At 73.0% G+C, this 20778-nt stretch carries 18 protein-coding genes and 1 riboswitch; of the genes, 10 read left to right on the top strand and 8 right to left on the bottom strand.

The window, feature by feature from the left end; translation table 11 throughout:
* Window positions 1-61: 61 nt before the first annotated feature.
* A riboswitch (guanidine-III (ykkC-III) riboswitch) is annotated at window positions 62-125 on the bottom strand.
* A gap of 52 nt (window positions 126-177) precedes the next feature.
* The gene (locus ACZ6JT_RS02705) at window positions 178-1218 is read right to left on the bottom strand and encodes an AraC family transcriptional regulator (protein WP_469206433.1); all 1041 of its coding nucleotides are present in this window, start codon (window positions 1216-1218) and stop codon (window positions 178-180) included.
* A gap of 275 nt (window positions 1219-1493) precedes the next feature.
* Here ACZ6JT_RS02705 and ACZ6JT_RS02700 point away from each other — a divergent pair, with 275 nt between their 5' ends.
* Window positions 1494-2285: a type 1 glutamine amidotransferase domain-containing protein gene (locus ACZ6JT_RS02700; RefSeq protein ID WP_469206431.1), complete on the top strand. Its 792-nt coding sequence runs from the start codon at window positions 1494-1496 to the stop codon at window positions 2283-2285.
* A gap of 139 nt (window positions 2286-2424) precedes the next feature.
* On the opposite strand, the gene xdhC is transcribed toward ACZ6JT_RS02700, so the two are convergent.
* Genes xdhC through ACZ6JT_RS02685 form a run of 3 tightly spaced genes read right to left on the bottom strand, consistent with a single transcriptional unit; the run spans window position 2425 to window position 7110 of the window.
* The gene (xdhC, locus tag ACZ6JT_RS02695; RefSeq protein ID WP_469208150.1) at window positions 2425-3234 is read right to left on the bottom strand and encodes a xanthine dehydrogenase accessory protein XdhC; all 810 of its coding nucleotides are present in this window, start codon (window positions 3232-3234) and stop codon (window positions 2425-2427) included.
* A gap of 1 nt (window position 3235) precedes the next feature.
* A complete protein-coding gene (gene xdhB, locus ACZ6JT_RS02690) occupies window positions 3236-5635 on the bottom strand; it encodes a xanthine dehydrogenase molybdopterin binding subunit (protein ID WP_469206429.1) in 2400 nt (799 codons plus the stop codon).
* Window positions 5632-7110 (bottom strand): xanthine dehydrogenase small subunit, encoded by a 1479-nt coding sequence (locus ACZ6JT_RS02685; RefSeq protein ID WP_469208148.1) that lies wholly within the window; start codon window positions 7108-7110, stop codon window positions 5632-5634. The genes xdhB and ACZ6JT_RS02685 overlap by 4 nt, the downstream gene beginning before the upstream one ends.
* Before the next feature lie 521 nt (window positions 7111-7631).
* Here ACZ6JT_RS02685 and ACZ6JT_RS02680 point away from each other — a divergent pair.
* Complete coding sequence (locus tag ACZ6JT_RS02680; RefSeq protein WP_469206427.1) at window positions 7632-10073, top strand: SpoIIE family protein phosphatase; 2442 nt, start codon at window positions 7632-7634, stop codon at window positions 10071-10073.
* 193 nt (window positions 10074-10266) lie between these two features.
* On the opposite strand, the gene ACZ6JT_RS02675 is transcribed toward ACZ6JT_RS02680, so the two are convergent.
* Window positions 10267-11385, bottom strand: a complete 1119-nt coding sequence (locus tag ACZ6JT_RS02675) for a nucleotide disphospho-sugar-binding domain-containing protein (protein ID WP_469206425.1) — start codon at window positions 11383-11385, stop codon at window positions 10267-10269.
* Window positions 11386-11568: 183 nt separating this feature from the next.
* Between ACZ6JT_RS02675 and ACZ6JT_RS02670 the strand changes: the two genes are divergently transcribed.
* From ACZ6JT_RS02670 to ACZ6JT_RS02650, 5 genes are all read left to right on the top strand, one after another.
* Complete coding sequence (locus ACZ6JT_RS02670) at window positions 11569-11946, top strand: BlaI/MecI/CopY family transcriptional regulator (protein WP_469206423.1); 378 nt, start codon at window positions 11569-11571, stop codon at window positions 11944-11946.
* Between the two features lie 226 nt (window positions 11947-12172).
* The gene (locus tag ACZ6JT_RS02665; protein ID WP_469206421.1) at window positions 12173-12634 is read left to right on the top strand and encodes a MarR family transcriptional regulator; all 462 of its coding nucleotides are present in this window, start codon (window positions 12173-12175) and stop codon (window positions 12632-12634) included.
* 75 nt (window positions 12635-12709) lie between these two features.
* Complete coding sequence (locus tag ACZ6JT_RS02660; protein WP_469206419.1) at window positions 12710-13414, top strand: VanZ family protein; 705 nt, start codon at window positions 12710-12712, stop codon at window positions 13412-13414.
* Window positions 13415-13423: 9 nt separating this feature from the next.
* Window positions 13424-14119: a response regulator transcription factor gene (locus tag ACZ6JT_RS02655; RefSeq protein WP_469206418.1), complete on the top strand. Its 696-nt coding sequence runs from the start codon at window positions 13424-13426 to the stop codon at window positions 14117-14119.
* On the top strand, window positions 14112-15215 hold the full coding sequence (locus ACZ6JT_RS02650; RefSeq protein WP_469206416.1) for a sensor histidine kinase: 1104 nt from the start codon (window positions 14112-14114) through the stop codon (window positions 15213-15215). Before ACZ6JT_RS02655 ends, ACZ6JT_RS02650 begins: the two co-directional genes overlap by 8 nt.
* 115 nt (window positions 15216-15330) lie before the next feature.
* Here ACZ6JT_RS02650 and ACZ6JT_RS02645 read toward each other — a convergent pair whose 3' ends face one another.
* Together ACZ6JT_RS02645 and ACZ6JT_RS02640 are read right to left on the bottom strand one after the other, a co-directional pair.
* Window positions 15331-16476 carry an RNA polymerase sigma factor gene (locus tag ACZ6JT_RS02645; RefSeq protein WP_469206413.1) on the bottom strand — a complete coding sequence of 382 codons (1146 nt, stop codon included), beginning with the start codon at window positions 16474-16476 and terminating at the stop codon, window positions 15331-15333.
* Window positions 16476-16892: a YciI family protein gene (locus ACZ6JT_RS02640; RefSeq protein WP_030722205.1), complete on the bottom strand. Its 417-nt coding sequence runs from the start codon at window positions 16890-16892 to the stop codon at window positions 16476-16478. The genes ACZ6JT_RS02645 and ACZ6JT_RS02640 overlap by 1 nt, the downstream gene beginning before the upstream one ends.
* 147 nt (window positions 16893-17039) lie before the next feature.
* Between ACZ6JT_RS02640 and ACZ6JT_RS02635 the strand changes: the two genes are divergently transcribed.
* From ACZ6JT_RS02635 to ACZ6JT_RS02625, 3 genes are all read left to right on the top strand, one after another.
* The gene (locus tag ACZ6JT_RS02635) at window positions 17040-17825 is read left to right on the top strand and encodes an alpha/beta fold hydrolase (RefSeq protein ID WP_469206411.1); all 786 of its coding nucleotides are present in this window, start codon (window positions 17040-17042) and stop codon (window positions 17823-17825) included.
* 99 nt (window positions 17826-17924) lie between these two features.
* Complete coding sequence (locus tag ACZ6JT_RS02630; RefSeq protein ID WP_469206409.1) at window positions 17925-18389, top strand: hypothetical protein; 465 nt, start codon at window positions 17925-17927, stop codon at window positions 18387-18389.
* Window positions 18390-18782: 393 nt separating this feature from the next.
* Window positions 18783-20069, top strand: a complete 1287-nt coding sequence (locus ACZ6JT_RS02625) for an extracellular solute-binding protein (protein WP_469206407.1) — start codon at window positions 18783-18785, stop codon at window positions 20067-20069.
* 22 nt (window positions 20070-20091) lie between these two features.
* Here ACZ6JT_RS02625 and ACZ6JT_RS02620 read toward each other — a convergent pair whose 3' ends face one another.
* On the bottom strand, window positions 20092-20661 hold the full coding sequence (locus ACZ6JT_RS02620) for a helix-turn-helix domain-containing protein (protein ID WP_469206405.1): 570 nt from the start codon (window positions 20659-20661) through the stop codon (window positions 20092-20094).
* Window positions 20662-20778: the final 117 nt, after the last annotated feature.

The raw sequence follows: 20778 nt of genomic DNA, 5'->3' as shown, positions 1-20778 counted from the left end.
TCCTGCTCGACGAGACGCTGCCCGGGTACGGACAGCGTGAGGCGCTGCTCGTGCAGCACCTCGCGCGTCGTCGTGCGTAACCGGGTACGGCGCATCTCGTCCGGGGCCTCGAATCCGGCCGCCGGACAATCTAGCAACGCGGGCGGCCGGTCGGCGCCGCGCCCGTGGTGAAGTACCTCACCCGCCGCCGGCGCCGCCGTGATCCGGGGGCTGGGGCTGGGGCCGGGGCTCGGGCCGGTGCCGGACGCGGTACGCGCCGGGAGGCATGCCCTCCCACCGGGTGAAGGCGCGGACGAGGGCCGTCGCGCCGCTCAGGCCGACGAGGGGGGCGATCCGGTCCAGTGGCAGGTCCGTGGTCTCCAGCAGCCGCCCGGCCCGGCCGTGGCGGGCGGCGTCGAGGAGCGCCCGCCATGACGTGCCCTCCGCGTGCAGGGCCCGCCTCAGCGTCCGGACGCTGAGGTTGAGCTCCTTGGCGGGGCCCTCGGGACCCGCGTCCTCCAGCGCGGCGTGCTCCAGCCACCGCCGTACGCGCCCGGCCGCGGTCGCGCCCGCGGACAGCTGGTCCAGGAGCCGTTCCGCGTAGGCCCGGTGCAGGGCGTCGAGGGCGGGATCGTGGAGCGGGCGGCGCCGGTCCAGGTCCTCGTCGGCGACCGTGATCGCGTTCTCCGGGGTGTCGAAGGTGACGGGGCAGCCGAGGACACGGGCGTAGGGCTCGGCCGCGCCCGCACGCGGGTGGGCGAACGACACGGCCAGGGGCGCCCAGTCGTCCCCGGCGATCCAGCGGGCCGCCCGCACCATCGTGGCGACGACCGCCTCCACCTGCTGGGGGTGCATGGTGGCCGGGGCGACGGTCGGCCGGTAGCGGATCCGGCCGACGCCGCTGCCACGGTGCAGGGTCACCGTGCCCGCCTGGCTGACCAGGGGGTGGTAGCGCTCGGCCGCCCGCGCGGCCTCCGCGAGACTGGCGCAGGTGAGGACGAGGTGGCCCAGGATGTGCAGGCCTTCGGGCCGGATGCGGTCGCCCACGAGAAGCCCGGTGTGCGGGCCGGCGTCCCGGGCGTCGAGCACCGAGTCCCACAGGGCGCGCATCTCGCCGTACTCCAGCCGGTCCGTGGGCAGGGCCCAGGAGGCGGACGGCCCGTTTTCGCCCTCCGCCGTCGCGTTCAGGACGGCGAGGGCGTAACACGCGGTGACGGAGGGCGGCTCGGTGGCGGACACGGCCGCCAGTCAATGCGGGCACACCACCCCCGTCAACACCGTCCGCAGGACGGCCGCCGGCGGGCGGGCCGCAGCACGGGCCCGGGGAGCGGGCCCGCGGAGCGGGGAGGGAGAGCGGTCCGGGGAGTCAACGGATTGGCCGCCGGAGTCAATGACGGCGCCGCGGCCCGCTCCTAGGGTCGGCCTTCGGACACCGAGGGGATCAGGGGCCCGCGGAGTGCCGGGGAAGCCGGGAGGCGTGCTGCCCTGATCACCACCGCTCAGAGGAGTACGCCGTGATTCTCTTCCTGCTTCCCGCAGGCGACTACGACCCGACCGAGGCGGCGGTGCCCTGGGCCGCGCTGCGGGACGCCGGCTTCGAGGTGCGGTTCGCGACCCCCGGCGGGAAGGTCGCGCTCGCCGACCCCCGGCTCACGGACCTCGGGTTCTCCTGGCTGTCGCCCTGGCTGATGACCCGCCGCGCCGAACTGGCCGCCTACCGCCGCCTCACGGAGGACCCCCATTTCCTCGCCCCCTCCTCGTACGAGGAGTACGCGCGGTCCGCGGACCAGGACCCGGCCGCCGTCACGGGCCTCTTCGTCCCCGGCGGCCACGCCGCCGGCATGCGGACACTGCTCGAAGACGCCACCGCCCAGCGGCTGTTCGCCCGGCTCTTCACCCGGGGGCTGCCGGTCGGAGCCGTGTGCCACGGCGTGCTGCTCGCGGCCCGGGCCAAGGATCCCGCCACCGGGCGCTCGGTCCTCCACGGTCGGCGGACGACGGCCCTGACGTCCCTGCTGGAGCTGACCGGATGGAACCTCACCCGGCTCTGGCTGGGGCGCTACTACCGCACGTACCGCACCACCGTGCAGCAGGAGGTCACCGCGGCGCTCGCCGATCCGCGCCACTTCCTGGCCGGCCCGCCGCTTCCCTTGCGCGACACCGCCGCCCGGCCCGGACGGGGTTTCACCGTCAGGGACGGCAACTACGTCTCCGCCCGGTGGCCCGGCGACTGCCACCGCCTGGCGGCGGACTACCTGGCCCTGGTCCGCGCCCATGCGGCGGGAGCGGTGCACCGGGCAGCCTGACCCCGGCCTCCCCGCATCGTGCCCGTCGCGCGGGCCGGCGGCCGAAGACCGTCTCCGCACTGTCCCGAACGCCCTGGGCGCGTGCGGGCCGTGGGCCGGCGCAGGGGTGCCCCCGGCACGTGCGGCCCGGGGGCACCCCTCAGGGCCGGGCGCTCTCGAAGGACCGGAGCAGGTCCGCCGCCACGCTCAACGCGATCGTTGCGGGTTCCTTGCCGGTGATCCCGGGGATCCCGATCGGGGTCTTGATCCGGTCGATGGCGGCGCTGTCGTGGCCGCCCTCGGTGGCCAGCCGCCGCCGGAACCGCGCCCACTTGGCCGGCGAGCCGATCAGTCCGATCGAGCCGAGACCGTCGGTGCGCAGGGCGGCGTCGCAGAGCGCGGCGTCCTCGGCGTGATCGTGGGTCATGATCAGCACGTGGGTGCCGGGCGGCAGCTCCCCGAGCACCTCCTCCGGAAGCAGCGGGGTGTGGTGCACACGGATCTGCGCCACCGCGTCCGCGAGCACGCCCAGCCGCTCGTCGGTCAGCATGTCGGGGCGACTGTCGACCAGGTGCAGGTCGAGGTCGTGGCGCGCCAGGACGCGGGCCAGCTCCAGACCGACGTGCCCGACGCCGAAGACCGCCACCGCCTCGACCACCGGCAGCGGCTCCAGCAGGACGGTGACGGCTCCGCCGCAGCACTGCACGCCGTGCGGGCCGGTGACCTTGTCGTTGAGGGCGAAGTCCATCAGCTCCGGCTCCGGACGGGCCAGGCCGTTCAGCTCGCGCGCCCGGTCGATGGCGACGGCCTCGATGTTGCCGCCGCCGATCGACCCCCAGGTCTCGGTCCTTCCGACGAGGAGCTTGGCCCCGGCCCGGCGGGGCGCGTGGCCGCGCACGGTCGCGACGGTCACGAGCACGCCGGGCTCCCGGCGCTCCCGCAACCGTGCGACCGCGGCCACCCACGTCATGTCAGACATTGCTCAAGGCACTTGCTTCGGCCTGGGCCTCGCCGGCGCCGGGGGCGTGTCCGCCGTGCCGCGCACCGCTCCCGCGGACCGCTTCGATCGCCCAGTACACCGCCTCCGGTGTCGCGGGGGAGGCGAGCTCCACACTGACCCCGGCGGGCCCGAACTCCCCGGCCGCCTGCCGCAGGGCCTCCCGCACCGAGAACGCCAGCATCAGCGGAGGCTCACCCACCGCCTTGGACCCGTAGACCGCGCCCTCCTCGGTGGCGTTCTCCAGCAGCCTGACGTGGAACTCCTCGGGCATCTCCGAGAAGCTCGGCAGCTTGTAGGTGCTCGCGGCCTGGGTCAGCAGACGGCCGCGGTTCGGCCCGTCGCCGGCGTCCCACCGCAGGTCTTCCAGGGTCAGCCAGCCCGCGCCCTGCACGAAGCCGCCCTCGACCTGACCGATGTCGATCATCGGGGAGAGGCTGTCGCCGACGTCGTGCACGATGTCCACCCGCCGGATCCGGTACGCGCCGGTGAAGCCGTCCACCTCCACCTCGGTCGCGGCGGCGCCGTAGGAGAAGTACTTGAACGGGGAGCCCTGGAAGAGCTTCGCGTCCCAGTGCAGGCCCTCGGTCCGGTAGAAACCGGCCGCCGACAACTGGACCCGCTGGAAGTACGCGGTGCGCACCAGCTCGTCCCAGGCCAGCTCCCTGTCGTCGCCGAGGACGCGTGCGACACCCTCGACGATGCGCACGTCCGCGGCGTTCGCACCGAGCTGGGTGCCGGCCACCCGCAACAGCCGCTCGCGGATCTGCTCGCAGGCGTTCTTCACCGCCGCGCCGTTGAGGTCCGCCCCGGCACTGGCGGCCGTGGCGGAGGTGTTGGGCACCTTGTCCGTACGCGTCGGGGCCAGCCGCACCTTGTGCAGCGGGATGCCGAGCGTGGTCGCGGCCACCTGCAGCATCTTGGTGTGCAGGCCCTGCCCCATCTCGGTGCCGCCGTGGTTGATCAGGACCGAGCCGTCCTTGTAGACCAGCACCAGCGCGCCGGCCTGGTTGAAGGCGGTGAGGTTGAACGAGATGCCGAACTTGATCCCGGTGACCGCGAGCGCCCGCTTGGTGTGCGGGTGCGCGGCGTTGAAGGCCGCGATCTCCCGCCTGCGATCCGCGATGGCGGCGTCCTCCCGGACCTGCCCCCAGACGGTGGAGATCCGTTCGGGGTGCAGCACCGGCTGCCCGTACGGCGTGGACTGGCCCTGCCGGTAGAAGTTGCGCTCGCGCAGCTCCATCGGATCCAGGCCGAGCAGCGGAGCGCACCGGCCCATGATGTCCTCGATCACCAGCATGCCCTGCGGTCCGCCGAAGCCGCGGAAGGCGGTGTTGGAGACCTTGTTGGTCCTGGCGATGCGGCCGGCGACGCGGGCGTTGGGGATCCAGTAGGTGTTGTCGATGTGACACAGCGCGCGGGCCACCACCGGCTCGGACAGGTCCAGGCTCCAGCCGCCGTCCGCGGTCAGGGTGGCGTCCAGGGCCTGGATGCGGCCCTCGGCGTCGAACCCGATCTTCCACGCGGCGTGGAACCCGTGGCGCTTGCCCGACATGGTCAGGTCCTGGGTCCGGTTGAGCCGTACCCGGACCGGCCGGCCGGTCAGCCTGGCGCCGAGCGCGGCGATGGCCGCGAACCCGTGCGGCTGCATCTCCTTGCCGCCGAAGCCGCCACCCATCCGCAGACACTGCACGGTCACCTCGTGGCTGTGCAGGCCGAGGACGTGCGCGACGATCTCCTGCGTCTCCGAAGGGTGCTGGGTGCTGCTCTGGACGAACATCTGCCCGTTCTCGTCGACGAGGGCCAGCGCCGCGTGCGTCTCGAGATAGAAGTGTTCCTGGTCGGAGAACTGGAACTCGCCGGTGAACACGTGCGCGGAGTCGGCGAAGCCGGCGTCGACGTCACCGGTCACCATCACGGGCCGGGCGCCGTGGAAGCTCTCCGCCGCGATCGCCTCCGCCAGCGTGATCACGGAGGGCTTCTCGTCGAGTTCCACCTCGACGGCCGCCGCCCCGAGCCGGGCCGCCTCCAGGGTCTCGCCGAGCACCCAGGCGACGGCGTGGCCGTGGAACATGACCTCGTCGGGGAAGAGCGGCTCGTCGTGCTTCATCCCGGCGTCGTTGACGCCGGGTACGTCGGCACCCGTCAGTACGCGGACCACGCCGGGCACGGCGAGCGCGGGCCCGGTGTGCAGCGCGGTGATCCGGCCGTGGGCCTTCATGACCTGGACCGGGTGGGCGTGCAGGACGTCCTTGGTGCGGTGGGAGAGGTCGTCGGTGTAGAGCGCGGCGCCGGTGACGTGCAGGTTCGCGCTCTCGTGGGGCATCGAAAGGCCGACGACGGGCTTTTCGGGGCGTTCGGACAACTGGCTCATGACGACACCGCCTCGGTGGTTCGCGCGTACATCTTCAGCAGGCTCTGGCCGAGCATCGCGGAGCGGTAGCCGGCGCTGGCGCGGTGATCGTCCAGGGGAGTGCCCTGGGCGCGCAGCACCCGGGCAGCGGCCTCGACGGTCTCCGCAGTCCACGGCTCGCCCTCCAGGGCCGCCTCGGCCGCGAGGGCGCGGATCGGGGTGGCGGCCACGCCGCCCAGGCCGATGCGTGCCTTGCGTACGGTCCCGTCCTCGATGTCGAGCGCGAAGGCGACCGCGACGCTGGAGATGTCGTCGAAGCGCCGTTTGGCGATCTTGTGGAAGGCCGTGACCGGCGACAGCGGCAGCGGGACGCGCACCGCGCGGATCAGCTCGCCGGGACGGCGCACGCTCTGCCGGTAGCCGGTGAAGTAGTCGCGGAGGGGGACCTCGCGCTCGCCGTCGGCGTCGGCGAGCACCAGCGAGGCCTCCAGCGCGAGCAGCACCGGCGGGCTGTCACCGATGGGGGAGCCGGTACCGAGGTTGCCGCCGAGGGTGGCGCTGTTGCGGATGAGCCGGGACGCGAACTGGGGGAACAGCTCTGCCAGCAGAGGGACGCTGCCGTCGAGGCGGCGTTCGATCTCCGTGAGGGTGAGCGCCGCCCCGATCTCGACGCGGTCGGATTCGACGCGCAGTTCGCGCAGTTCGGGCAGCCGGTCGACCGCGACGACGCAATCCGCCCGGCGGGAGCGGATGTTCACCTCCACGCCCCAGTCGGTGCTTCCGGCGACGACCACCGCTTCGGGCCGCTCGCGCAGCAGCCGCAGCGCGTCGGACAGGGTGCCCGGCCGCAGGAACGCGCGGTCGTCGCGGGTGTAGGCGGTGGCGACGGGTGCGGGCGGGGACTGCTCGCGGCGCTGCGCCAGGGGGTCGTTCTCGGCGGGCGCGCCGACGGCGAAGGCGGCGTCGCGGATCGGGCGGTAGCCGGTGCAGCGGCACAGGTTTCCGCTCAGCGCGTGCAGGTCGAAACCGTTCGGACCGTGCTCGGAGTGGGTGGCAGTGCCGTCGGCGGCCCCTGCCGCCTGCGGGTGCGCGCAGCGGTCGGGCCGGTAGTACTCGGAGGCCATGCTGCAGATGAACCCCGGGGTGCAGTAACCGCATTGGGAGCCGCCGCGGACGGCCATCTCCTCCTGTACGGGGTGCAGCGCGGCCGGCTCACCGGGCGCGCCGGCGGTGGCGAGGCCTTCGGAGGTGATGACCTCCTGGCCGTCCAGGGCCGCGACCGGGACCAGGCAGGCGTTGACCGCCACCCAGTCCGTGGGCTTGTTCACCCCGGGGCGGGCCACCAGGACCGCGCAGGCGCCGCACTCGCCCTCGGCGCAGCCCTCCTTGGTGCCGGTGAGGCCGCGCTCGCGCAGGAATTCCAGCACCGTGGTGTGGGGTGCGGCCGGTGAGATCGGTGCTTCTTTCCCGTTGACCGTAATAATCGCCATGTACAGGAGCTTTCTCTCTTCGTGGTCGCGGCTGGGCATACCGGAGCGCGACGGATCGGCACACAGGGAAGTGCCGTGGGTGAGGGCAGAGATGAGAAGGCGCCGGGGCCCGCGATCGGGCACTCCGGCGAGGGGGCTGTTCAGCAGCCGTGCGCTACACGACCCGGAGCCCAGGCGATCTGGTGTGCGGGGCGGGGCAGTTCGGAGAGGGTGGACATCCGGCCTCGCCTCCTTCCAGCAGCTCATGGGCGGGTGCCGACGAAGTTACGTTGCCGCTGGTTGATCGGTCAAGCGGCTCTGGGCCGATTCCACGAGGGCCGGCCGCCCGGTGCGGCGGGACTTCGTACGCGCCACCAGGTGTGTCCCATCGAACCCGCCGCCACCCTTCCCGTCACACGCCCTTCACGCAGCGTAGTGGCGCCCGGCCCTCCGCGCCACGTTCCGACTCGCCCGAACCGTCCCGGACGCGACAGCATGGAGGAAGAGGGCGCACCGCGGGACGTCCTCGGCAGGAGGCGACACGGACGGTGACCAGACATCGCTTTGCGTTCTGCGGGGCCGAGCTCGCCGCTGTCTACGTCGTCGCCGACCAGGACAGGGAACTCCATCTGGCCGAGCTGACCGGAAACCGCGGGGTCCTCTACGGACTGCCCGCGGTCCTCGCCGTGGCCGGCCATTCGCCCGCCGCCAACGCCTTCCGCTCCGGCCGCCCGCTGTGGCTGACCCCCAAGGAGCTCGCCACCTTCGTCGAGGAGGATCCCCACCACTTCCCCACCAGGGTCGGGAACGGCGCCCCCCAGTCGCCGGCCAAAATCTCGCTGGGGGCGCTCCCGCTGGGACACGGCGACCAGGAGCTCGGGTGCCTGATCGTCGCCGGCGAGGTCGGGGACGGCTTCAGCGCCGACGACCGCAGCCTCCTGGAGCTCTACGCCGATCAGGTGGCGGCCGGACTCGAATCGGTCGCCGCCCGCTTCGCCGGACGCAAGGCCCCGCAGGCACATCTGGGCCAATCCCTGGTGCCCGACCAGGGCGGCGCGTTCATCCTGGAACTGAGCACCGGCCGCATGGAGGCCCACGCGCACGTGCTCGACCTGCTCGGTCTGCCCCCCGAGCAGTTCGACGGGCAGGTGGAGACCCTGCTGGCCTGCGCCGTTCCCGACGACATGCCCGCGCTGATGGCGATCGTGGAGCCGGACCGGCTGGCCGCCGCAGGCGGACAGCAGCTGGCGTTCCGCATCCGCCGGCCCAACGGCGAGCTGCGCTGGCTCGGGCTGCGCTGCCGTGTGGAGCTGGACTCCGCCGGCGCCCCCCGGCGCGTCCTGGGCGTGGTGGCCGACGCCACCTATCTGCGCCCCAGCGCCGACGAGGTCTCCGTCGTGCAGCGGCTGTCGGCCACGCTTGCAGGCGCGGCGACCATCCGCGAGGTCAGCCGACTGGTGGTCGCCGCCCTGCGCGAGCCGCTCGGCGCCTGCCGGGTCGCGGTCGGCGAACTGGAACTCGAACGGCTCAGGGTCACCGCCCTCGATCCTCCCGAGCCCGACGCCTGGCCCGAGGTCTGGCGCTCGGAGTGGCGCTCCGAGTGGCCCGACGTGGCGCTCAGTGACCTGCCCACCCTGCAGAGCGCGCTGCGCGGCGGACACATGAGCCTGTGGCCGCCGGGCGCGGATCTCGAACCGGGCCTGCTGGGCGTCGGGCCCGGTGGTCTCGCGGTGCTGCCGCTGCCCGCCGAAGGCCGGATGATCGGGGTGTGCCTGGTGGGGTGGGCCACGGAGCACCGGTTCGGCCCCGAGGAACGGTCGCTGCTGACCGCCACCGCGGGGCTGGCGGGGCAGGCGCTGGTGCGCGCCCACGCACTGGACGCCGGGCACGAACTCGCCACCATGCTCCAGCGCAGTCTGCTGCCCCGTAAGCTCCCGGAGCTGCCGGGCGGGGTCGCCGTGGCCCGCTACCTGCCCGCGACGGCCGGCCTCGAGGTCGGCGGCGACTGGTACGACGTCATTCCCCTCGGCGACGCCCATGTGGCCTTCGTCATCGGGGACGTACAGGGGCACAGCGCGGGAGCCGCCACCATCATGGGCCAGATGCGTACGGCGGTCAGGGCCTACGCGGTGGAGGGCCATCCGCCCGACGTGGTCGTCGCGCGGGCCAACCGGCTGCTCGTCGGCATGGAGACCGACCTGTTCGCCACCTGCGGGTACGTGGACCTCGACATGGAGGAGGGCATCGCCCGGGTCGTCCGGGCCGGCCATCTGCCGCCGATCGTGCGCCATCCGGACGGTGTCACCGAGGAGATGGCGGTCGAGGGCGGGCCTCCCCTGGGCGTGCTGGAGTCAGCCGAATTCCCGATGACCGAGATCGGATTGCTCCCCGGGACCGTGCTCATCCTGCTGACGGACGGTCTGGTCGAGTCCGCCCGGCTGCATCTGGAGGAGGGCATGCGGCGGGTGTGCGACCTGGCCGCCGAGGCCGATCCGGTCGACGTCGGCGGACTGGCCGACGAGTTGGTCCTGCGCGTGGGCCGTCGCGACGACGACGTGGCGTTGCTGCTGCTGCGCTACGACGGCACCCAGGGCCGGCCGAAGCGCAGCCACTGGACGGTGTGGCGGCTGCCCAAGGCGGTCCTGCACGCGCGCCGTTTCACCGCGCGCACCCTGCGGGCCTGGGGAGTGGTGGAGGAACTCGACACGGCTCTGCTGATCGTGTCCGAGCTGGTCACCAACGCCATCGCGCACACCCAGGGCGAGGTGGGGATGGATCTGACCCTGTCGACGGACCGGCTGCGGATCGCCGTGAACGACGCGTCGCCGCGCAGCCCCGTCAAACCGGTGTCGCTGAGCTGGGAGGCGACCGGCGGCCGTGGGCTGCTCATCGTCGAGGCGACGGCGACGGCCTGGGGCTCCGTGCCGCTCAGCGGCGGCAAGCAGGTGTGGGCCGAGATCCCCTGGCACCGCGCGGACCCGGCTCGGTGAGCCCGCCGCCCCGGCGGGGCGGGCCCTGCTGGGAGCGTGCCGGGCTCGAAGCGGACCGGGGGCCTGGAAGCGGGCGTGCGGGCGGAGCGGCGGAGCGGCGGTCAGGCCGGCCCCGCCCTCCCGGGTGCGCGGCCCGTCGTACGGAGCCGCGCTACCCGGACACGCCGGACCGGGCGCCCGGGACGCCTCGGCGCTACCTGAGGGCCTCGAAGGAGGCGACCAGGTCGGTGGGGGAGGGCAGCGCGGATATGTCGGCCTGGATGGTGGCGGCGCCCTTGCGCAGGTCGTCGTCGGTGACGAGGCGGCCGAGCAGGTCGGCGTCCACGCTGTCGCCGCTGGCGCGGAGGGCGAAGCCCAAGCCGGTCGCGGCGTCGACGTTGATGAAGTGGTCGGCGCCCTGCGGGAGGATCAGCTGGGGGACACCCCGAGCGGCGGCGGTGAGCATGGTGCCCGAGCCGCCGTGGTGCACGATGGCGTCGGCGGTGTCCAGCAGCTGGGCCAGCGGCACCCAGGGCAGGGGGCGGACATTGGCGGGGAGGGTGCCGAGCGGGCTCAGGTCGGTGTCGCCCACGGCGAGCAGGAACTCGGCGTCCACGGAGGCGGCCTCGGCGATCACCCGGCTGACCGGGTCGACGCCCGCGAAGGCGGTCACCACCGTACCGAGGGTGACGGCGATCCGGGGCCGGGAGCCCCGGGCCACGAGATCGCGGGGCACCGTGCCGCCGCCGTTGTAGGGGACGTAGCGGACGCGCAGGCCGGTGCCGTCCCCGCCGAGGGAGGCGGGCACGACGTCGAGGACGGTCCGGGTCGCCGGGCCTTCGAGCCCGCGGGCCCGGTACTCGTCCGCCAGGACGTCGGCGAGCCTGCCGACCATGTCGAAGCCGGACATCACGCCGAAGTTGTGCACCACGGCGGGTATGCCGAGGGCCGCCGAGACCAGGGGTGCGGCGGCCTGGAAGGCGGCGTGGACGATGAGGTCCGGCTGCCAGGCGGTGGCGACGGCGAGCAGGCCGTCGATGGTGACCCGGCTGTGCTCCGCGAAACCGGCGGCGGCCTGCCGCTGCATGTCCTCCGGGCTCGTGCCGTCCGTGACGAACTGCGGGTCGGTGTTGTCCGAGGCGCGCCGGAAGGCATCCATCAGGGTCGAGCCGTCGCCGATCTCGACGGTGGGGACGCCGGTCTGCCGCAGCTGGTCGAGCGGGGCCGAACCGGCGAAGAGCACCTGGTGCCCGGCGGCCTGGAGCGCCTGGGCGGTCGGCACCATCGGGAACAGGTGGCCCGCCGCAGCGGGGCCGGTGAACAGTACGCGCACGGCGTTACTCCTAGCGTGGAGCTCCTTGATTCTTCTTCCAGATCTTCGAACGCACGTGCCGCGGCGTCAGTTTCCTCTGAGGTGGGCGAGTTTCAGCCGATTCTGAAGCCCGTGGGGATGCGAGTGCCCCCTAGAGTTGGCTAAGGCAAGGCAAACCTATGCATTGAGCAGGGCGGTGGCGGGATGGTGGAGGACGGCGCGGACGCGAGGCGTCCGCACGGTGAACTCGTCGCGGACGTGCTGGCGGTCCTGTGGGCGGCCGAGGGGCCGTTGACGCCGCAGCAGATCAACCTCGCGCTCGGCCGGGACCTGGCGAGGACGACGGTGACGACGATCCTGACCCGCATGTACGGGAAGGGGACGGTCGTCCGGACCCGCGAGGGCAGGGGCTTCGCCTACGCCGCCGCCGACGACGCCGCAGGTCTGGCGGCCGGCCGCATGCGCCGCGAGCTGGAGAAGGAGCCGCAGCGCGACCTCGTGCTGAAGCGGTTCGTCTCCTCCCTCTCCGGGGACGACGAGGAGGCGCTGCGGCGCCTCCTCCTGCAGACCGAGGAGAGCTGACGGGGGCTGGTCCCGGCGCACGGGCCGTACGAGTACGGGGAACGCGCGGCCGAAGGCCTGCGGGCTCGCCGAGACATCGAGTGACGACTTCGATGTAGACCGATCGGCGGGGTCCAAGTAAGCTCAGGCCGGGTCTACTTCACCTGCCTCTCCAGGCCGGAGCGCCTGCGAGTCCGCGAGTCCTGGGTCGGAGGTGACGTCCCCCTCCCCAGTGATTGGAAGCGACGTGTACGACAGGGGGAGCGGATCGTCGAGTCCCGCCGAGCAGACCGTGCATCTCCTGGCGGCGGCCGGCCGGGCCGTGGACGTACTGCTTGCGGAGCGTTCGGACGCGCGCGGGATGAGCCCGCCCCACGTGACGGTCCTCCGGACCCTCGCCGACCTGGGGCCGCACGCCCGCCGGGATCTGGCCGAACGGATGGACGCGCCGCCGGCCGACGTCGCGCGGGTGATCGGCGACCTCCTCGCCCAGGGCCTCGTACAGGACATGGTCGTCACCATCGGCGGCCGGCACGAGGTGGTGACGCTCACCGCGGCCGGTGCGGCGGCGCTGGGCGCGATGCGGGAGGACACGCTGTCGGTGCAGGACGTACTGCTGGCCTCCCTCACCAAGGGCGAGCGCAGCCAGCTGCACTACCTGCTGCGGCGGGTGTGCGCGACGGCCGCCCGCGCCGGCGCCGCGCGCTGAGGACCCTCCCGCATATCGCGGACGTATCGAAAACCTCATACGCCCCTGCAACGGCCCTGCGACTCCAATGAGGGCATGAACCACACCGCATCCCGCTCGGCACCATCCCGCCGCGCGCGCCGGACCGTACTCCTCGTCTTGGCCGTCCTCGCCGTGGCGAGCGCCCTGTTCGTCATACGGCGGCCGCTCATGATGTCCGCTCCCGCGTGCGTGGCAGGGCGGTGGCACGGCTGCCTCGACACGTTCAACGGCGTGGTGCTGATGACGCTGGTCGCGCTGCCACCGGCCCTGCTGGTGGCGTGGGCGCTGGCGCACCGCCGGCGTGCCGCCGGCGCCGACTCGGCATGGCGGATGTCGCTGGCCGAGGTGGGCATGGTCCACGGGACGGTGCCGTTCGTCTGGATGACCATGATGCCGGGCGGTGGGGCCGGCGTCGTCCCCGCCCGGGTGAGCCTCGTACCCCTGCGGGACCTGGTCACGATGGGGCCGCTCGGGATCGGCGGCAACCTGCTGGTCTTCGCGGCGCTGGGGTTCTTCGCCCCGATGCGGTTCGCCGCCCTGGCGTCCGTGCCGCGGATCCTGGCGCTCGGGGCGGGCTGCTCGGTCCTGGTCGAGACCGCGCAGTACGTGCTGCGGCTGGACCGGGTGTCCTCCGTGGACGACGTACTGGTCAACGCCGCCGGCGCCGTGCTGGCCGGGCTGGCGTCGCGCCGCTGGTGGCGCACCACGGCACCGGTGCCGTCGGACCGGCCCCGCCCCGTACCGGCACCGGTTGCCTAGGCTTCGGACATGCGCGTACTGATCGTGGAGGACGAGCCCTACCTGGCGGAAGCCGTCCGGGACGGTCTGCGGCTGGAGGCGATCGCCGCCGACATCGCCGGCGACGGCGACACGGCCCTGGAACTGCTCAGCGTCAACTCCTACGACCTCGCGGTCCTCGACCGCGACATCCCCGGACCCTCCGGCGACGAGGTCGCCCGGCGCATCGTCGCCTCCGGCAGCGGCATCCCGATCCTGATGCTCACCGCCGCCGACCGGATCGACGACAAGGCCTCCGGCTTCGAGCTCGGCGCCGACGACTACCTCACCAAACCGTTCGAGCTGCGGGAGCTCGTCCTGCGGTTGCGGGCGCTCGACCGCAGACGCGGGTACGCCCGGCCCCCGGTCCGCGAGATCGCGGGGCTGCGGCTCGACCCCTTCCGCCGCGAGGTCTTCCGCGACGGACGCTACGTCGCACTCACCCGCAAGCAGTTCGCCGTGCTGGAAGTCCTCGTCGCCGCCGAGGGCGGGGTCGTCAGCGCCGAAGAACTGCTGGAACGGGCCTGGGACGAGAACGTCGACCCACTCACCAACGCCGTGCGCATCACCGTCTCCGCACTGCGCAAGCGGCTCGGCGAACCGTGGATCATCGCCACCGTGCCCGGCGTCGGCTACCGGATCACCACCCGGCCGGAGACCGGAGACGAGGGAGCGGACCGTGGCTAGGGCGCGCGGGCTGAGCGCCCGCTCCAAGCTCACCCTCAGCTACGCCGGATTCCTCATGCTCGCCGGTGTCCTGCTGCTCGCCGCGGTGTGGGTGTTCCTCCTGCGCTACGTCCCCGATCGCGCACTCATCGTCCCCGGCTCCACCGGCAACCCCACCCACGGCGTCTTTCCCGTCCGGTCCAACCTCCTGCGCGTGTTCGCACCGAGGGCAGCCGCGGTACTGGCGTTCCTGCTGGTGCTCGGGCTCGTCGGAGGGTGGCTCCTCGCCGGCCGGATGCTCGCACCGCTGACACAGATCACGGATGCGGCGCGGAAGGCCGGGAACGGGTCGCTGTCCCACCGCATCCGCATCAGGGGACGCCAGGACGAGTTCCGGGAACTCTCCGACGCGTTCGACCTGATGCTCGAACGACTCGAGTCCCGCGTCGCCGAGCAGCGGCGGTTCGCCGCGAACGCCTCCCACGAACTGCGCACCCCCCTCGCCATCTCACGGACGCTCCTCGACGTCGCCCGCAAGGACCCCACACTGGACCGGGCCGAACTCATCGAACGCCTGCACGCCGTCAACACGCGGGCGATCGCCCTCACCGAGGCCCTCCTGCTGCTCAGCCGCGGCGACAGCGGGAACTTCCGCCGCGAGAGCGTCGACCTCTCCCTCATCGCCGAAGAGGCCGCCGAAACGCTGCTGCCCCTCGCCGAACAGCGCCGGATCACGCTCGACGTCACCGGCGGGCCGGCCCGGACCAGCGGCTCCGCGGAGCTCCTGTTGCGGATGGCGACGAACCTCGTCCAAAACGCCGTCGTCCACAACCTCCCCGCCGGCGGCACGGTGACGGTCCACACCGAGTCGTACGGCGACACGAGCGTGCTACGGGTCGAGAACACTGGCCGTCCGCTCCCACCGGAACTGGTACCGACCCTCGTCGAACCCTTCCAGCGCGGAACGGAACGCGTACGCACCGACGAGGACGCCGGCGTCGGCCTCGGCCTGGCGATCGTGCACAGCATCGTCCGCGCTCACGACGGCACCCTCGACCTGGTCCCCCGCCCCGCCGGCGGCCTCCTCGTCACGGTCCGGCTCCCGGGCACGCCGTAGGCATCGTCGGGCGGGCCACGGGGCCGGCTTGGTCGCAGGTTGTGTCGTAGCCCCGTGCTCGAACGCGTTCGGCTGACACGTTCACGATGCCCGATGTCGCCGGCCGCCCGGGAAGTCAGGGGCGCCGGCGGGCGTTGAGGCGGGCGGCCCGGCGGGTGAGGTGGTCGCGCTCGGCGGTGTCGGAGGCCTTGCGGGCCGCCTCGACGTACAGCCGTGCCGCTGTCTCCAGGTCGCCGTCGCGCTCGTGGAGGTACGCCGCCACCGCCGCGTACCGGGGCAGCGCGGCGTCCAGCGCCGCGAGCGCCGCCAGACCCGCGCGCGGTCCGTCGGCCTCGCCCACCGCCACCGCGCGGTTGAGCCGGACGACGGGGCTGTCGGTCAGGCGCGCGAGCTCGTCGTACCACTCGACGATCTGCACCCAGTCGGTCTCCTCGGCGCTGCGGGCGTCGCCGTGGAGGGCCGCGATGGCGGCCTGGGCCTGGAACTCGCCCAGCCGGTCGCGGGCCAGGGCCGCCTGCAGGATCGCGACCCCCTCGGCGATCGAGGCGGTGTCCCACCGGCCCCGGTCCTGCTCGGCGAGCGGTACCAGGCTGCCGTCGGGCGCGGTCCGGGCGGCGCGCCGGGCGTGGTGCAGCAGCATCAGGGCGAGCAGCCCGGCCACCTCGGGGTGGTCGATCGAGGCGGCGAGCTGCCGGGTGAGCCGGATGGCCTCGGCGGCGAGGTCGACGTCGCCCGAGTAGCCCTCGTTGAAGACCAGGTAGAGGACGCGCAGCACGGTGGCGACGTCGCCGGGCTGGTCCAACCGCACGCCTGAGACGGTGCGCTTGGCCCGGCTGATGCGCTGCGCCATGGTCGCCTCGGGCACCAGGTAGGCCCGGGCGATCTGGCGGGTGGTCAGCCCGCCGACGGCGCGCAGCGTGAGCGCGACGGCGGCGGACGGGGACAGGGACGGGTGGGCGCACAGGAAGTACAGCTGGAGCGTGTCGTCCGCCGAAGGCGCGGGACCGGGCGCCGGCTCCTCCTCGAGCAGGTCCTCGCGGCGGCGGCGGGCGGTGTCCGCCCGGGTCGCGTCGAGGAACCGGCGCCACGCGACGGTGATCAGCCAGCCCTTCGGGTCCCGCGGCTGGTCGTCCGGCCACACGCGGACGGCCTCGACCAGAGCGTCCTGTACGGCGTCCTCGGCCGCCGCGAAATCGGCTCCGCGGCGGACGAGGACGGCGAGCACGCTCGGGGTGAGGCTCCTGAGCAGGACCTCGTCCATCAGTGGCAGGACTCCGCGATGGTGGGGGGCGCGGCCAGGAACGGGCGGAGCTCCAGCCACTCGTGGATCGGCTCCCCGCCCGCGCCGGGGGCGGCCGACAGCTCCCCGGCCAGCTCGACGGCGCGCTCGTAGCTGTCGACGTCGATCACCATCCAGCCGGCGATGAGGTCCTTGGTCTCGGCGAACGGGCCGTCGGTCACCGGAGGCCGCCCCTCGCCGTCGTACCGGACCCACGTCCCCTCGGGGGCGAGCGCCTGACCGTCGACGAACTCGCCGGTCCCCTCCAGCCGGGTCGCGAAGTCGCGCATGTACTGCACGTGCGCCGTGATCTCCTCCGGCGTCCACTTGTCCATGGGGACGTCGTTGGCGGCGGCCGGGGCGCCGCGGTAGTGCTTGAGCAGCAGGTACTTGGCCATGGGGACTCTCCTCGGTGCTGTGCGACCCATTGTGGTCGCCTTCACCCCTGGGACGGAGCCGGTCCCGCGTTCTCGACATCCTCGCCCGAGGTTTTTTCCCGGCTTTGCCACCCGCGCGCGGACAGGGCACAGCACTAGCATGCGGGAATGGAGATCAGCGTCGGCCGGGTGCCGGTCCACTACGTGGAGCACGGGACGGGTCGGCCCGTGCTGGTGCTCCACGGCGGCGGAGTCGACCACCGCGAGACCGAGGCCTGCTTCGAGCCGGCCCTCGCGGGCGCCGCGGGGCTGCGACGGATCTATCCCGACCTCCCCGGAACGGGCCGCACGACCGCCCCCGAAACGCTGCGCAGCGCCGACGACGTGCTCGACGCGCTGCTCGGCTTCGCCGACGAGGTCACGGGCGGGGCCGCGTACCTCCTCGTCGGTCACTCGGCGGGTGCCTACTTCGCGCAGGCGATGGCGGCGAGGCGCGCGGCCCAGGTCGCCGGTCTCGCGCTCGTCTGCCCCCTGGTGCCGGGAGTGCGCGACGTGCCGGAGCACCGCGCCGTCGCCGGCTCGGGGGAGCTCGGTGACGAGGTCTTCCGGAGCTACTTCGTGATCCAGACCCCGGAAATGCTCGAACGGTACGAGCGGTACGTGGCCCCGGCCGCCGCGCTCGTCGACGAGGCGGCGATGGAGCGCATCGGCGAACGGTGGGCCCTCACCCCCGACCGCGCGCCCGGCCACCCGGCGGCCTATGCGGGTCCGACCGTGGTGGTGGCGGGGCGGCTGGACTCCACGGTCGGGTACGCCGCCGCCGTCGACCTCCTCGACCACCACCCGCACGCCTCGCTCGCCGTGGTCGACGAAGCGGGACACGCCCTGCCGCACGAGCAGCCGGACCTGCTGCGCGCCCTCCTCGCCGAATGGCTCGCGCGCGCCGAGCGCTGACCTGTCGGCGCGTCCGCCCGGCCGGGCGCACCGACGTCCGTTTGACAGGGTCCCAAGCGGTGGCAGGGTGGTAGGGGGGCCATTCCCGGGAGGTTCCACATGGCATGCGCATGGGATTCCCTGGCGCGGCAGCTACCGCTCAGGCTGTCGGCCGGCACGTTCTTCCTGAGCTCCGGCCTCTCGAAGCGCGGTGCGGACGAGGACACCGCCGTGGGACTGCATCAGTTCGCGGCCACCACCTACCCGTTCCTGGGCGAGCAGGACGCGCAGAAGTTCGTCCGCCTGCTCTCCGCCGGGGAACTGGCCATCGCCGCGGCGCTGCTCGTGCCGGTCGTTCCCGCCGCTGTCGCCGGGGCCGCGGTGACCGCCTTCTCCCTCGGCACCCTGGGGCTGTACCTGCGGACACCGGGGATGCGGGAGGAAGGCAGCCTGCGTCCCACCGAGCAGGGCATCGCCCTGGCCAAGGACGTGTGGCTGCTGGGCATCGGTGTGTCCCTGCTCGTGGACGGCGTCAACGGACACGGCTGCCACCACCACCACCGCCGGCACCGCTGCCACCGGTGACGCCAGTCCTGCCGGGCAGTGGGCTCGGAGGCCGGGCTCCCGCAGGGCCTGGGATCCGGCGCCCGGGTGTCGCGTAGCACCGCACCGGACCCGGAAGGTCCCAGAGCCCCACGAGCAGTTGGAGGGCCGGCTGGGCGCCGAGCGGGGTGCGGCTGAGCACGGACGCGTGCGCCGACCCTCTACGCGCGTCAAAACGACTCCTCGCATGTCGGAACCCACAGGCCGGAGAGCAGGCGGTTGGATCATCGACCACACATGTCCCCTGCGTGGAATCAATCACTCCAACATCGGGAGATGATTCCGGCCACCGGGCCACCGGGCCGCCGGGCACCTGCCCCCGGCCGGTGTGTGCGACGAGCAGCGACATCCGAGCGACATCAGGGGAATACACCCGTGCGACGAAAGACCTTCGGCACGGCCGCCACCGCGGTTGTGCTCGGCCTGCTGATACCACTGTCCGGATGCGGCAGTTCGGGAGACGGCGAGGGGGGCGGCGGAACGCTCCGCCTGGTGGCCGCCGAGTACGGCGACACCCCGGCCACCAGTTCCAAGGCCTACTGGGACAAGGTGACCGGTGATTTCACGGCCGCCCACCCCGGTGTCAAGGTCGAGGTCCGGCTGCTGCCGTGGGCCGACATCGACCGCGAGGTCTCCCGGATGGTCAAGGAGGGCAGGGCGCCCGACATGGCGCTCATGGGCTCCTACTCGGACTTCGCGGCCCAGGGCAAGCTCTACCCCGCGGAAGAGCTCCTCTCGGTGGGCGCCGAGGCGAACTTCCTGCAGCCTCTGGCCGAGGCGGGGACCGTCAACAACCACCTCTACGGACTGCCCTTCGTGGCGAGCACCCGCCTCCTGTTCTACAACCAGGCGCTCTTCGACAGGGCCGGCATCAAGAAGGCCCCCAGGACCTGGTCCGAACTCAAGGCCGCCGCCAAGGCGCTCAAGGACAAGGGCGTGAAGTTCCCGTACGCCATGCCCCTGGGCCCGGAGGAGGCGCATGCCGAGGCGTTGATCTGGGAGCTCAGCAACGGCGGTGGCTACGCCGACGGCAGCGGCAACTACAGCCTGGACTCCGAGAGGAACATCCGGACCTGGCAGTGGGTCAAGGACAACATGGTCACCCCCGGCCTGGTCGGACCCACCCCGCCGTCCCGGCTGAACCGCGCCGACGCCTTCGCCGCGTTCCTGCGGGGCGAGGTCGGCATGCTCAACGGCTACCCGTCGCTCGCCCACGACGCGGCCGCGAAGGGCATCACGGTCGGCGCCGTCGCCATGCCGATCGCCGACTCGCTCGGCACCGAGGAGATCCCGCCGACCGTGGGCGTGGCCGACTGGATGGTGGCCTTCAAGCAGAACGGCAAGGGAGCCGAGATCGGCCGGTTCCTGGAATTCGTCTACCAGGACAAGAACCTGGCGGACTTCGTCGGCCGCTACCACCTGCTGCCGGCCACCGCCTCCGCCGCGCGCACCCCGGCCGGCGGCGGCCTCAGCCAGACCGATGAGGACTTCCTGAGCGCGCTGCGCACCGCCCGGCTCTATCCGGTGGACGACCCGTCGTGGGTGACGGTCAGCGACACGATCAAGCGCAACATCGGACGCGCCGTGGAACCGGACGGCGACCCGAAGGCCGTCCTGGAGGAGATCGCGGACAAGGCGGCGCAGGCCGGCGACCAGAGGTGAAGGCCCGCCCGGGTACGACCCCCTAGGCGCTCGCGATGACCAGGAGGGTGCGGGCGGCGGAGGGGCCCGCCAGGCGGCAGCGGTGCGGGACCTCGCCCCGGTGGTGGGCGCTCTGCCCGGCGCGCAGGGTCAGCGGCGCCTCGCCCTCGACCTCCAGGACGACCTCGCCCTCCAGGACGTAGAGGAAGTCCTCGCCGGGGTGTTCGAACCAGCCGCGCTCGCCCTGGCCGGGCTCGAAGTGGTGCTCGTACGCCTCCATCAGCGTGCTGCTGCCGCCGGGGATGAGCACCTGTGCGACCTGCCCCGCGGTCTCGCTCACCCGGATCACCTGCGGATCGCTCTCGTGGCTGACCGCTCCCGGGCGGCCGGGCGGCCTGAGGAAGGTGCCCGGCGTGACGTCGAGCGCCTCGGCGATCCGGTAGATCGAGCTGAGGCTGGGGGTGGCCAGGCCGCGTTCGAGCTGGCTGAGGAAGGGCTGCGAGAGGTCCGAGCGGGCGGCGAGGGCGGCCATGGAGACGCCGCGCTGCTTGCGACAGCTCCGGATCACCCGTCCGACCTCGATCGCCTCGGGCGTGGGTTCGGGTCGAGGCACGCAGCCGAACGTACCGCATCGCCGATCAAGGGCCGGCGGGCCCGGCGAGGTTTAGCACTGCCGCAACACTCCCTTCATAAGCGTGGTCAATTATTGACCTCACTTATCGACGACGGA

Source organism: Streptomyces sp. NPDC046308 (assembly GCF_055588065.1).
The sequence above is the reverse complement of the archived record's forward strand: the minus strand, read 5'-3'. Positions and strand labels throughout refer to the sequence as shown.